We start from the raw sequence: 12,599 nt of genomic DNA, 5'->3' as shown, positions 1-12,599 counted from the left end.
GGTCCGGTTTTATTTTGTTCAGGCCGACTCGATAATCCTGCCACGTTAGCTTTCCGTAAAAGGCCGCTATGTCCCCTCCCCGGACGCCCCTGGTGCAGTTGTCCGACGTGCGCATCGACCGCGGCGGGCGCACGATCCTGCGCGACGTTTCGCTGGAGGTGCCGCGCGGCAGCATCACCGCCGTGCTCGGTCCTTCGGGCAGCGGCAAGTCCACGCTGCTGGCGGCGCTGACCGGCGAACTGCGGCCGGTGGCCGGCCACGTGCGCCTGTTCGGCGAGGACATCCCGCATGGCAGCCGCGCGCTGCTGGAGATGCGCAAGAACGTCGGCGTGCTGCTGCAGGGCAACGGCCTGCTGACCGACCTCACCGTGGCCGAGAACGTCGCCCTGCCGCTGCGCACCCATACCCGCCTGCCCGAGCCGGTGCTGCAGCGGCTGGTGCGGATGAAGCTGCACGCAGTGGGCCTGCTGGCCGCCGCCGAGGCGTGGCCGCGCGAACTGTCCGGCGGCATGGCGCGGCGCGTGGCGCTGGCCCGCGCGCTGGCGCTGGACCCACCGCTGATGATCTACGACGAGCCGCTGACCGGGCTCGACCCGATCGCCTCCGGCGTCATCATGAGCCTGATCCAGCGCCTGAACGACAGCCTCGGCCTGACCAGCATCATCGTCAGCCACCACGTCCACGAAACCCTGCCGATCTGCGACCAGGCGGTGGTCATCGCCAATGCCGGCATCGTCTTCTCCGGCACACCGGACGACCTGCAGGCCAGCACCGACCCGCTGCTGCGGCAGTTCCTGCACGGCCAGCCCGACGGCCCGATCCCGTTCGACGCTGCCCCACGCGCGAGGGTCGCCTGATGCCGTTCACCGCCTCGATCCGCTCGCTGGGCCGCGCCGGCCTGTTCTCGCTGACCGTGCTGCGCGGCTCGCTGCCGACCCGCGACTTCCTCGCCGAGCTGGTCCGCGAGATCTACAAGATCGGCGCGCGTTCGCTGCCGATCATCGCCGTCGGCGGCGCCTTCGTCGGCCTGGTGCTGACCCTGCAGGGCTACCGCACGCTGACCACCTTCGGCGCCGCCGACGCGCTGTCCACCCTGCTCGGCCTGTCGCTGTACCGCGAGCTGGCACCGGTGCTGACCGCGCTGCTGTTCATCGGCCGCGCCGGCAGCTCGATCGCCGCCGAGCTGGGGCTGATGCGCGCCACCGACCAGATCAAGGCGCTGGAGCTGATGGCCATCGACCCGGTGGCCAAGGCGGTGGCGCCGCGCTTCTGGGCGGCGGTGCTGACCGTACCGCTGCTGACCGGCGTCTTCTGCTCGCTGGCCATCACCGGCGGCTGGTTCGAGGCGGTGCAGGTGCTGGGGCAGGACAACGGCACGTTCTGGTCGGGGCTGCGCGGCAGCGTCGATTTCTGGGACGACTTCGCCGTGGCCCTGCTCAAGTCGGCCATTTTCGGCGGCACCGCGGCGCTGGTGGCAGCCTACGTCGGCTTCCATGCCGAACCCACCATCGAAGGCACCTCGGTGGCGACCACCCGCGCGGTGGTGAACGCCTCGCTGCTGGTGCTGATGTTCAACTTCGTGCTCTCCGCACTGCTGTTTCAATGACGCGAATCCTTCGCAACAGCCCGCACATCCCTGTGCGGGGATCAAACGAAAAACCCGCTTCGATCTTCACGACGAAGCATTTGCCGGATCAGGAGTGAGACAAAAACATGGCCATCCGTGGACCTCGACTCGAATTCTCCGTCGGCGCCTTCCTGCTGCTGGCGCTGGCCTCGCTGCTGGTGCTGGCGGTGGCCTCCACCAACCAGCGCTTCGGCATGGGCGGTGGCGACTACGTGCTGAAGGCCCGCTTCAGCCAGGTCGGCCAGCTGCGCAAGCAGGCACCGGTGAAGGTGGGCGGCGTGACCATCGGCCAGGTGGCCGATATTCAGCTGGACCCGGTTAAATACGACTCCGTCGTGACCCTGGCGCTGGACGGCAGGTTCAAGGACCTGCCCGCCGACACCTCGGCCGGCATCTTCACCAGCGGGCTGCTGGGCGAGAGCTACATCGGCCTGCAACCGGGCGGCGACCCGGACGTGCTCAAGTCCGGCGACGAAATCGTCTTCACCCAGCCGGCGGTGGACCTGATCCAGCTGGTCGGCAAATACATGTTCAGCGGCGGCGGCAACACTCCGGGCGCCAATGCCGACGAAACCCACGGCGCCGACGCGCCCGCAACGGAACCGCAACCATGAAGACCAGACTGCTCGCCACCGTGCTCGCCTCCCTCCTGCTGGCCGCCGCCCCGTCGCTGGTGCAGGCGCAGGCGCGCCCGGCCGCCACCGCCGCGCAGCCCTCGGCCGCGGCACGCACCGTGCTCGACGCCAGCACCCGCATCCTCGCCACGCTGGAAACCCGCCGCAACGAGTTCCGCGCCAGCCCGGCGGCGCTGCGCGGCTTCATCGACAGCGAGATGAGCCGCAGCTTCGACCGCGACTACTCGGCACGGCTGGTGCTGGGCGTGCACGGCCGCGGCGCCTCCGACGCCGACGTCAAGCTGTTCGCCGACGCGATGGCCGACAATCTGATGGCGCGCTACGGCTCCACCCTGCTCGACATCCAGGGCAAGCCCAGCTTCCGCTACCGCAGCGAGGCCGCGCTGCCGGGCAACCGCGGCGTCAAGGTCAGCACCGAGCTGGTGCGCGCCGGCAGCGAGCCGACCCCGGTCGAATACCTGATGCGCAACGTCGACGGCCAGTGGAAGGTGTTCGACGTGATGATCGAGGGCATCTCCTACGTGCAGACCTTCAAGAACCAGTTCGACACGCCGCTGCGGCAGAAGTCGATCAAGGACGTGGCCGCCGAACTGCGCGGCGGCAGCCTGCAGGCCGGCGCGGGACCGGCACCCCGTGGCAAGTGACGCCAGCGCGCGCATCGAAGGCGATGCACTGTTCCTGGCCGGTACCCTCGACCGCGCCGCAGCGGTGACGCTGTGGCCGCAGCTGGCCCGCCAGGCGGGGCAGTTGCGGCGGCTCGACCTGCACGCGGTCGAGCGCGTGGACAGCGCCGGCGTGGCGTTGCTGGCCGAACTGGCCGCGCGCCTGCGCGGCAACGGCGGCGGCGCCATTACCGGCACCCCGGCCAGGCTGGACGAACTGCGCGCCGCCTACCGGTTGTCGCCGTCCCTCGATTTCAATGCATCCACGGCAGGAAGCTGACATGAACCCCATCCGCACCCTTCTCCTCCTGGCCTCCATCGCGCTGCTGTCCGCCTGTGCCGGCAAGCAGGTGCGCGACGCCACCCCGCCGCAAGCGACCGTGGTGGCCCCCGCCCCGGCCGAGGCCACCAGCGAGGCGGAAGTTGCGACGACCGAGGTTCCGCAGGCTGCCGTAGACGCGGTTGCCGGGCCGGCTACCAGCGCGCAGGACGGCGCCATCGTTGCCGCCAGCGCGGACAACGGCGCCCCCACCGACGCGGAAGACGACTTCGCCGCGCTGTATGGCGGCACTCCGGAAGCCAACGCCAATGGCAGTGGCGCGGCCACCTACGACCCGTGGGAGGGGTTCAACCGCAAGGTGCACCGCTTCAACAACGCGGTGGACCGCGGCGTCGCCCGCCCGCTGGCCACCGCCTACGTGCACGTGGTGCCGCGCTTCGCCCGCACCGGCATCAGCAACTTCTTCAGCAATCTGCGCTCGCCGCTGACCATGGTCAACCAGCTGCTGCAGGGCCATGCCGACGACGCTTGGGACACGCTGGGCCGTTTCCTGATGAATTCCACGCTGGGCCTCGGCGGCCTGTTCGACCCGGCCAGCAAGGCGATGGTGCCCAAGCGCAACGAGGATTTCGGCCAGACTCTCGGCGCCTGGGGCTGGCGCCAGTCGCGCTACGTTGAGCTGCCGTTCTTTGGCCCGCGCACCGTGCGCGACGTGTTCGGTCTGGCCGGCGACACCCCGCTCTCGCCCATCCGCGGCATCGAGTCCGACAAGGTCCGCATCGGCCTGCAGGGCCTGCAGCTGGTCGATACCCGCGCCCAGCTGCTGTCGCTGGACGAACTGCGCGGCAGCGCGGTGGACGAATACGCGCTGACCCGCGACGCCTGGCTGCAGCGGCGCAACTACCAGATCGAAAGGGACCTGCGCCACGACCGCCGCCACCACGAGGACGACGAGCAGGCCCCGATCCCGGTCGATGCGATGCCGATGCCGGACTGGGGGCGTTGAGTGTCGGCGCGCTTCGCGTAAGGGAATTTTCGGCAGCACCCCCGGCGGGGCAAGCTCCGCCGCTACGTCAAGCGCGCTGTCGGCGATACGGAAAAGCCCGGGGAAACCCGGGCTTTTCACATCTCCAAAGAGGTAGGTCGGGGTTACGCCCCCGACGCTTCCTGCAGGGCATGCCGAGGGCGTTATCACGACCTGCCCTCGGTGCCCATTGCTCCGGTCAGGCCGCCAGTGCCGCGTCGATTGCCGCACGCAGGCGCGCATCGTCGGCGGTGACGTCCGGTGCGAAGCGGCCGACCACCTGCCCGTCCCTGCCGATCAGGAATTTCTCGAAGTTCCACAGGATGCCCGGCGCCGGGTTCGGCTCGATGTTGAAGCCGGCCAGCTTGCCGCGCATCGGGCCCTCGCCGGTGGCAGCCGGCTGCGCGGCTACCAGCTGCCGGTACAACGGGTGCACGTCGCTGCCGGCCACGCTGACCTTGGCGAACATCGGGAAGGTCACGTCATAGGTGAGCGAGCAGAACTGCCTGATCTCGTCCTCGCTGCCCGGCTCCTGCCCGTTGAAGTCGTTGGCCGGGAAGCCCAGCACTTCCAGCCCGGCAGCCTTCTTCTCGCGGTACAGCTTTTCCAGCCCTTCGTATTGCGGGGTAAGGCCGCATTTTGAGGCGACGTTGACCACCAGCAGTACCTTGCCGGCGTAATCGCCCAGCGTGGCCGCGGCACCGTCGATGGTGGTCAGGGGAATGCTCTGGAGAGCGGTCATTGCGGTTCCTCGGGGTGGGGAAAAGGGTGCCATCAAGCCGAGCCTTCATCGTCCTCGGCGGCCAGCGAGCGTACCGCCTCCGGCTGCAGTTCCGGCGGCAGCGCCTTGCGCGCCTTGCTGCCGAGTTCGGCCAGCCGACGGGCGCGGTTGGACAGCGATTGTGGGGAATCGGTGAGGCGGTTGCGGGCGCGGCCGAAGGCCTGGCTGGCGTCTTCCAGCTTGCGGCCGACGCTGTCGAACTCGGCAAGGAAGGCGGACAGCGCGTCGAGCACCTTGCCGCCGGTATCGCTGATCTCCAGCGCCTGCCGCTGCACCTTGTCGCGCGTCCACAACCGCTCGGTGACGCGCAGCAGCGCCATCAGCGTGTTCGGCGAGGCGAACACGACGCGGCGGTCGAAGGCGTAGGACTGCAGGTCCATGTCCACGCCGAGCGCGGCCGACAATGCGCCTTCGATCGGGACGAAGGCGATGGTCACGTCCAGCGCGTCGCCGCCGATGGCCTTGGGATAGTTCTTGTCGCCCAGCTCCTTGACGTGCTGGCGCAGGCCGATGGCGTGGCGGCGCAGCGCCTCGTCCTGCTGCTCGGGCGTGGCCGCGTTCATCGCCTCCTGCCATGCGACCAGGTTGACCTTGCTGTCGATCACCACGCTGCGCTGGTCGGGGAAGCGCACGACCACGTCGGGGCGCAGGCTGGCGCCCTCGTCATTGGTGGCATGCGCCTGGCGCGCGTAGTGCACGCCTTCCTCCAGCCCGGAGCCGCGCAACACGTTGTCGAGCATCAGCTCGCCCCAGTCGCCGCGCACCTTGGCGCTGCCCTTCAGCGCGCTGGTCAGCGCCGCGGCCTGCGCGGCCATGTCCTGGTTGAGGGTCTTCAGCTCGCCCACCGCGCCGAGCAGGCTGGCGCGCTCGCGCGCCTCCTCGCCGTACAGCGTGTCCACGCGCTGGCGGAATTCGCCGAGCTTGTCGGCGAACGGCTTGAGCATGGCCTCGATGTCGGTACGCGACTGGCCGGTGGCCAGGCGCACGTTTTTCTCGAACTGCTGGCCCTTCTCGTCGAACACCTTGCCGGCCAGCTCGGTGAAGGCGGCCGACAGGTTTTCCCGCGCCGCGCCGACCCACTGGCGCAGTTCTTCCTGCGCTTGGCGCGCATGCTGCAGCTCGGCCTGCAAGCGCGCGTTGCCGGCCTGGGCCGCGTGCAGGGTCTCGCGCTGGCGCTCCAGCGCTTCCTCCAGCTCGGCGATGCGTGCCCGCGCCGCGACCAATGCCGCATCGCGTTCGCCCAGCCGCACCTCGGCCTCGGCCGACTGCGTTGCTTCGCGCTCCACGCGCTGGTTCAACGCAGCCAGCGCGCGCGCCTGCTCGGCCTGCTGGCCACGCTCGTGCGCGATCTCGGCCGACAGCGATTCCAGCCGCCCGCGCAGTTGCCCGGCCTCGACCGCGGCGGCATTGGCACGCTGGCGTTCGGCATCGAGTTCACGGGCCAGCCCGCTGCCGCCGGTACGGCGCAACAGGAACACCAGCAGCACGATGACGGCCAGCAGCAGGCCGGCCAGGATCAGGATTTCGATTTGCATGCGCCGCAGTGTAGCCCCGCGCGTCTCACCGGCTGCGCCGCTTCGGCAAGAAACCCAAGGCGTATGCTTGCACGCATCCGGGGCAGGAGACTCGCCGCCCCGCACCTCACGGAGGCCGGCATGATCATCCACTGCAAACGCGCCTACGAAGCCGCCAGCGCGGGGGACGGCCAGCGCTTCCTCGTGGACCGGCTGTGGCCGCGTGGGGTCAGCCGCGAGCAGCTGCAGGCGCAATGGCTCAAGGACGTGGCGCCCAGCACCGAGCTGCGGCAGTGGTTCGACCATCGTGCCGAGCGCTGGGACGCGTTCCGGCAGCGCTACCAACAGGAGCTGGCCGCGCACCCGCAGTTGCTGGCGCCGCTGCGCGACGCGCTGGACGCCGGGCCAGTGACGCTGGTGTATGGCGCGCGCGACACCGAGCACAACCAGGCCGTGGCCCTGCGCGAATACCTGCTGTCGCATCCGCGCCGCACGCCGTAGGTACGGGGCTTGCCCCGTACGTGGCTTCACCGGGAAAGCTTCGTGTAGGGCAAGCCCCACACCTACGGTGGTCAAGCCATCGCACCCCGGCCGTTTTGTGCCGAATTCTTCATCCTGACTATCGTTCACCGCCAAACCCTGCGGAAACCGCGGGAATTTCTGGCTTTGCTGCGTTGCGTTCGGCGAAACTCGGCCACTTCCGTGTTTTCACCCACCGCGAGGCCCGCATGCAATCCTGGCTCCGGCGCAAGCCCATCGACCAGCTCACCGAACACGAAGAAGGCCGTCGCCTGATCCCCACGCTGAGTTGGCCCCACCTAGTCGCGCTGGGCATCGGTGCCATCGTCGGCACCGGCATCTACACGCTGATCGGCGTGGGCGCGGACAAGGCCGGCCCGGCGGTACTGCTGTCCTTCGTCATCGCCGGGGTGGTCTGTGCCTGCGCGGCACTGGCCTACGCCGAGCTGTCGACGATGATGCCGGCCGCCGGCAGCGCCTACACCTACAGCTACAGCGCGCTGGGCGAAACCATCGCCTGGGTGGTGGGCTGGAGCCTGATCCTCGAATACTCGCTGGTGGTGAGCACCGTGGCGGTGGGCTGGTCGGGCTACTTCACCGGCTTCCTGGAATGGGTGCATACCCAGTTCGGCTGGAATGTGATGCTGCCGCAGGCGCTGGCCGCCGGCCCGCACGTGGAAGGCGGCTTCCTCAACCTGCCGGCCATCGTCATCACCTTCCTCGTCGCCGGCATGCTGATGGTCGGCACCCGCGAGAGCGCCACGGTCAACGCGGTGCTGGTGGTGTTCAAGCTGATCGCGCTGGCGATCTTCGTGGCGGTGGCGCTGCCGGCGTTCGACCCGGCCAACCTGCAGCCGTTCATGCCCTATGGCTTCCCCAAGTCGATCAGCGCCGACGGCGTGGAGCGCGGGGTGATGGCCGCCGCCGCGATCATCTTCTTCGCCTTCTACGGCTTCGACGCGATCTCCACCGCCGCCGAGGAGACCAGGAATCCCGGCCGCGACCTGTCCATCGGCATCGTCGGCTCGATGATCGGCTGCACCATCATCTACCTGGTGGTGGCGCTGGCCGCGGTGGGCGCGATGAACTACACGGTGTTCGGCAAGAGCGCCGAGCCGCTGGCGCTGATCATGCGCGAACTCGGCCACGGCACCGCCGCGCTGGCGATCGGCGTGGTCGCCATCATCGCCCTGCCGACCGTGCTGCTGGCGTTCTTCTACGGCCAGAGCCGCATCTTCTTCGTGATGTCGCGCGACGGCCTGCTGCCGCGCGGGCTGTCGCTGGTGAACAAGCGCACCGGCACGCCGGTGACCATCACCGTGTTCACCGCGGTGCTGGTGGCGGCGCTGGCCGGGGTGGCACGGCTGGACGAGATCGCCGCGCTGGCCAACGCCGGCACGCTGGCCGCGTTCACCGCGGTGGGCCTGTGCCTGCTGGTGCTGCGCAAGCGCGAGCCGGGGCGCGTGCGCAGGTTCCGCACGCCGCTGGCGTGGCTGGTCGGCCCGGTCGCCATCGGCGGCTGCATCTACCTGTTCTTCAGCCTGCCGGCCGCCACCCAGAAGTGGTTCCTGGTCTGGAACGCGGTCGGCCTGGTGGTGTACGTGCTGTACAGCCGGCGCCGCGCGGTGCTGGGGCGCGGCTGATCGCATCCGCCGCTTCATGTTCATGCGGGGCGAGCCCCGCATCTACAAGAGCGTCGTCCTTGTGCGGGTGCCGGGCTTGCCCGGCGCGGGCCTTCCCCCGTGGCGCGGAGTCTACGGGGCCTGCTTCGCCGCGTAGTCCTGCGCCTGGCGCATCACCCGCAGCACGTTGCCGCTCCAGATACCGGCGATCTGCGCTTCGCTCAGGCCGCGCTGCTGCAGCCAGGCGGTGATCCTGGGCAGGTCGGTGACGTCGGCCATGCCCGGCAGGCCGCCGCCGCCGTCCCAGTCCATGCCGATGCCGACGTGCGCGGGGCCGACCACGTCGAGGAGGTGGCCGAAGTGGACGAAGAAGTCGTCCAGCGTCGCGCGCCGGCGCGGGATGCGCTGGTCCAGCTCGGCCATCGCACGGGCCAGTTCCACGCCCTTCTCGATCGGCATGTCGTCCCAGCTGCCCAGCCGCCGTTCGATCTCCTGCTCGGCCTGCCTGCGTTCCTCGCGCGGCGTTTCATCGACGAGGTAGCCGCCATAGGCGTTGACCTGGATCACCCCGCCCTTGGCCGCCAGCTGGCGCAGGCGCGCGTCGTCGAGGTTGCGCGGGTGGTCGAACACCGCCTTCGACGCACTGTGCGAGAGGATGAACGGCACCGGCAGCATCGCCAGCAGGTCGTCGAACACCGCGTCGGAGGCATGTGACTGGTCGATCACGATACCCAGCTTCACCGCCTGCTCGACCAGCGCCTTGCCGGCCGGGCTCAGGCCGTTCCACTCCGCGCCCTTGGGGTCGGTGGCCGAATCGGCGAACTCGTTGTTGGCGAAGTGCACGGTGGACAGCAGCCGCAGCCCGGCGGCGTGGTAGAAGCCCAGCAGCGAGGGGTCGGCCACCAGCGGGCTGGCGTTCTCCATGCTGATGTAGACCACGCGTTTGCCGGCGGCCTTGATCCGCGCCGCGTCATCGGCGGTGAGCGCCAGCTGGAAGCGGTCCGGGTGCGCGGCCAGCATCTCGCGGATATCCATCAGCCGGCGCAGGCCGTGGTCACGCTCGACCAGGTGCGCGGCGTCACTGCGGTCGCCCTGGTCGGTATAGATCGCCCAGAAGCCGCCGTCGAGCGCACCGTCGAGCATGCGCGGGTAGTCCACCTGCGACAGCGCGTTGTGGTCGTGGCGGTGGGTGATGTCGAAACCGGGCCGGGCAAGGTTGGCCGGCGTGTCGAGGTGGCTGTCCAGGGTCAGCAGGCGCTGTTGCAGGGCCTTGGCGCGGGCCAGTTCGGCGGCGCTGAAATCGACGGCATGGACGGACAGCGGCGCGCCCAGCGCCAGTGCAAGCAGCAGGGACAGACGACGCAGCGACATGCGGGCCTCGGCATTCGGGAAAGGCCAAGACCTTACCGCCGCATCTTGCTTCCCGGTAGTGCCGGCCGCTGGCCGGCAACCTCGCATCCATGCGGATGCCGGCCAGCGGCCGGCACTACCGTCAATCCACCACGCGGCAGAACACGGCCTTGAGGTAACGCGATTCCTGCACGTGCGCCATGAACGGGTGGTCCGGGCCGGCGCCGGCCACTTTCAGTATCTGGATGGTGCGGCCGGAATAGAACGCGGCGCGGCGCAGCATGTCCAGGAACTGGTCCTCGGCCACCAGCCCGGTGCACGAGAACGTGGCGAACAGGCCGCCGGGCTTGACCACGCCCAATGCCAGCTTGTTCATGTCCAGGTACTTCTTCAGCGCGGTGATGACCTGGTCGCGGTCGCGGGTCATCTTGGCCGGGTCGAGGATCACCACGTCGTACTGCTCTCCGCGGTTGGCCGCATCGCGCAGCCACGGGAAGATGTCGGCCTGCACGAACTTCGGCTTGACGTTGTTCAAGCGCGCATTGCCCTTGGCGATGGCGATCACGTCCTGGTCGATGTCCACGCCCAGCACCTCGGCCGCACCACGCGCCGCCGCATACACCGCGAAACCGCCGGTGTTGCAGCACAGGTCGAGCACGCTCTTGCCCTCGACCAGCTGGCTCAACCACTGCCGGTTCTCGCGCTGGTCGGCGAAGAAGCCGGTCTTGTGCGCACCGGCCGGGTCGGCGCGGAACTTCACGCCGTATTCGCTGATGACCGCCGGCTCGGTGGTGGTGTTGCCGTGGAAATCGAAGCTCTCCTGCTTCTGCACGTGCTCGTCGGCGAAGCTGTGGAAGCGGCAGCCGGGGAACTGCGCGCGCAGCGCGTCGTAGATCCATTCGCGGTGGCGGAACATGCCGGCGGCGAAGAACTCGACCACGATCAGGTCGCCGTAGCGGTCCACCACCAGCCCGCTCAGGCCGTCGCCCTCGCTGTGCACCACGCGCCAGGCGTCGGAGATTTCATCGAGCCTGAGCACGTCGCGGCGCAGCGATACGGCCTGCGCAATCTTTTCGGCGAACCAGCCGGCATCGATCGTCACTTCCGGGCGGGTTTCCAGGATGCGCACGGCGATGCGCGAGTGGCCGTTGTAGAAACCACGGCCGATCCACTCCCCGTCCACCCCGATCACGTCGACGAGGGTGCCGGATTTGGGCTTGGCGGCCGGCTTTTCGACCAGTTTCTGGAAAATCCACGGGTGGCTGGAGCGCCACGCGTTCTTCAGGCGTACGACGGGCAGGGGGGTATTCATGGGCGCCATTGTAACGGTGGCCGGGCTGGCCCCGCGGCGCATTCATTGACTGTAACGGCGGCAGGCCGCACTATCCGCGCTCGAAGGGGAGTAGCTCCCAGACGTTGTCGCCGTCAATTCGAGCCGCAAGGCTCCGGTGCAACGGCAGTCCCGCGGGGCTGTGAGCAAGACCTTCGCCGTACTGGCGAAGCGTCTGCACCCGGAATCCTTGCATCTTCCGTCGCAGCCCTCGCCGTCCGGTTCGAGGCTCATCTCAATTTCCGACGGAATCGATATGCAAACGATAGGCAATGTGTGGATGTGGGGCGGCTTCGTCGCCGTGGTGGTCGCCGCGCTGCTGGTCGACCTGGTGCTGATGCGCCACGGCGGCCCGCACAAGGTGACGTTCAAGGAAGCGCTGTACTGGTCGGCCGGCTGGGTGGCGCTGGCGCTGGCCTTCAACGCCGGCCTGTGGTGGTACCTGCACGAAACCGCCGGCGCGGCGGTGGCCAACGAGGTCGGCCTGCAGTTCCTGACCGGCTACCTGATCGAGAAGGCGCTGGCGGTCGACAACATCTTCGTGTTCCTGCTGATAATGGGCTACTTCGCGGTGCCCGAGGTGCAGCGCCAGCGCGTGCTGGTGATCGGCATCCTCGGCGCGATCGTGCTGCGCACGGTGATGATCTTCGCTGGCAGCGTGCTGGTCAGCCAGTTCCACTGGCTGCTGTACGTGTTCGGCGCGTTCCTGCTGTTCACCGGCTGGAAGATGTGGTTCGCCGCGGGCGAGGAACCGAGCCTGGACGACAACCCGGCGCTGCGCTTCATGCGCCGCCACCTGCGCATCACCCACGAGTACAACGGCAACCGGTTGCTGGCCGAGAAGGACGGCGTGCGCTGGTTCACGCCGATGTTCGTGGTGCTGGTGCTGATCGCGGTGACCGACGTGATCTTCGCGGTGGACAGCATCCCGGCGATCTTCGCCATCACCACCGACCCGTTCATCGTGCTGACCTCCAACGTGTTCGCGGTGCTGGGCCTGCGCGCGATGTTCTTCCTGCTGGCCGGCATGGCCGACCGCTTCCACCTGCTGCCCTACGGGCTGGCGGTGATCCTGGGCTTCATCGGCGCCAAGATGCTGCTGATCGACGTGTTCCACATCCCGGTGCCGGTGTCGCTGGGCGTGGTCGCGGCGATCCTGGCGATGACGATGGTGCTGAGCGTGAAGCTGCCGCCGCGCGGCAGCCACGGTACGTAACCGGATCGCCCCCTCTCCCTGTAGGAGTCAACTGTCATT

13 protein-coding genes are annotated in these 12,599 nt (G+C 68.8%); 9 read left to right on the top strand and 4 right to left on the bottom strand.

What is annotated here, in order from left to right:
- Positions 1-68 precede the first annotated feature (68 nt).
- The 6 genes from ABB34_RS06430 (at position 69) to ABB34_RS06405 (ending at position 4,210) form a co-directional block, all read left to right on the top strand.
- The gene (locus tag ABB34_RS06430; protein ID WP_057640426.1) at positions 69-857 is read left to right on the top strand and encodes an ABC transporter ATP-binding protein; all 789 of its coding nucleotides are present in this window, start codon (positions 69-71) and stop codon (positions 855-857) included.
- The gene (locus tag ABB34_RS06425; protein ID WP_057640425.1) at positions 857-1,606 is read left to right on the top strand and encodes an MlaE family lipid ABC transporter permease subunit; all 750 of its coding nucleotides are present in this window, start codon (positions 857-859) and stop codon (positions 1,604-1,606) included. The genes ABB34_RS06430 and ABB34_RS06425 overlap by 1 nt, the downstream gene beginning before the upstream one ends.
- A gap of 107 nt (positions 1,607-1,713) precedes the next feature.
- Positions 1,714-2,241 (top strand): outer membrane lipid asymmetry maintenance protein MlaD, encoded by a 528-nt coding sequence (mlaD, locus tag ABB34_RS06420; protein ID WP_057640424.1) that lies wholly within the window; start codon positions 1,714-1,716, stop codon positions 2,239-2,241.
- Positions 2,238-2,906: an MlaC/ttg2D family ABC transporter substrate-binding protein gene (locus ABB34_RS06415; RefSeq protein WP_057640423.1), complete on the top strand. Its 669-nt coding sequence runs from the start codon at positions 2,238-2,240 to the stop codon at positions 2,904-2,906. Before mlaD ends, ABB34_RS06415 begins: the two co-directional genes overlap by 4 nt.
- The gene (locus ABB34_RS06410) at positions 2,896-3,204 is read left to right on the top strand and encodes an STAS domain-containing protein (RefSeq protein ID WP_057640422.1); all 309 of its coding nucleotides are present in this window, start codon (positions 2,896-2,898) and stop codon (positions 3,202-3,204) included. Before ABB34_RS06415 ends, ABB34_RS06410 begins: the two co-directional genes overlap by 11 nt.
- Position 3,205: 1 nt before the next feature.
- Entirely contained in the window at positions 3,206-4,210 is a 1,005-nt protein-coding gene (locus tag ABB34_RS06405; RefSeq protein ID WP_057640421.1) for an MlaA family lipoprotein, read from the top strand.
- A gap of 217 nt (positions 4,211-4,427) precedes the next feature.
- On the opposite strand, the gene ABB34_RS06400 is transcribed toward ABB34_RS06405, so the two are convergent.
- Positions 4,428-4,970 (bottom strand): glutathione peroxidase, encoded by a 543-nt coding sequence (locus ABB34_RS06400; RefSeq protein ID WP_057640420.1) that lies wholly within the window; start codon positions 4,968-4,970, stop codon positions 4,428-4,430.
- A 32-nt stretch (positions 4,971-5,002) separates the two neighbouring features.
- Entirely contained in the window at positions 5,003-6,544 is a 1,542-nt protein-coding gene (locus tag ABB34_RS06395) for a DNA recombination protein RmuC (protein ID WP_057640419.1), read from the bottom strand.
- A gap of 120 nt (positions 6,545-6,664) precedes the next feature.
- Here ABB34_RS06395 and ABB34_RS06390 point away from each other — a divergent pair, with 120 nt between their 5' ends.
- Positions 6,665-7,024 (top strand): DUF488 domain-containing protein, encoded by a 360-nt coding sequence (locus tag ABB34_RS06390; RefSeq protein WP_057640418.1) that lies wholly within the window; start codon positions 6,665-6,667, stop codon positions 7,022-7,024.
- Positions 7,025-7,251: 227 nt separating this feature from the next.
- Positions 7,252-8,685, top strand: a complete 1,434-nt coding sequence (locus tag ABB34_RS06385) for an amino acid permease (RefSeq protein WP_057640417.1) — start codon at positions 7,252-7,254, stop codon at positions 8,683-8,685.
- 111 nt (positions 8,686-8,796) lie between these two features.
- On the opposite strand, the gene ABB34_RS06380 is transcribed toward ABB34_RS06385, so the two are convergent.
- The gene (locus ABB34_RS06380; RefSeq protein ID WP_057640416.1) at positions 8,797-10,035 is read right to left on the bottom strand and encodes a dipeptidase; all 1,239 of its coding nucleotides are present in this window, start codon (positions 10,033-10,035) and stop codon (positions 8,797-8,799) included.
- Between the two features lie 121 nt (positions 10,036-10,156).
- A complete protein-coding gene (locus ABB34_RS06375; RefSeq protein ID WP_057640456.1) occupies positions 10,157-11,326 on the bottom strand; it encodes a class I SAM-dependent rRNA methyltransferase in 1,170 nt (389 codons plus the stop codon).
- A gap of 274 nt (positions 11,327-11,600) precedes the next feature.
- Between ABB34_RS06375 and ABB34_RS06370 the strand changes: the two genes are divergently transcribed.
- The gene (locus ABB34_RS06370) at positions 11,601-12,560 is read left to right on the top strand and encodes a TerC family protein (protein ID WP_057640415.1); all 960 of its coding nucleotides are present in this window, start codon (positions 11,601-11,603) and stop codon (positions 12,558-12,560) included.
- Positions 12,561-12,599: the final 39 nt, after the last annotated feature.

Origin of the sequence: Stenotrophomonas daejeonensis (assembly GCF_001431505.1) — a bacterium.
GTDB classification, from domain to species: domain Bacteria; phylum Pseudomonadota; class Gammaproteobacteria; order Xanthomonadales; family Xanthomonadaceae; genus Stenotrophomonas; species Stenotrophomonas daejeonensis.
This window is presented reverse-complemented; position numbering and strand designations above follow the sequence as displayed.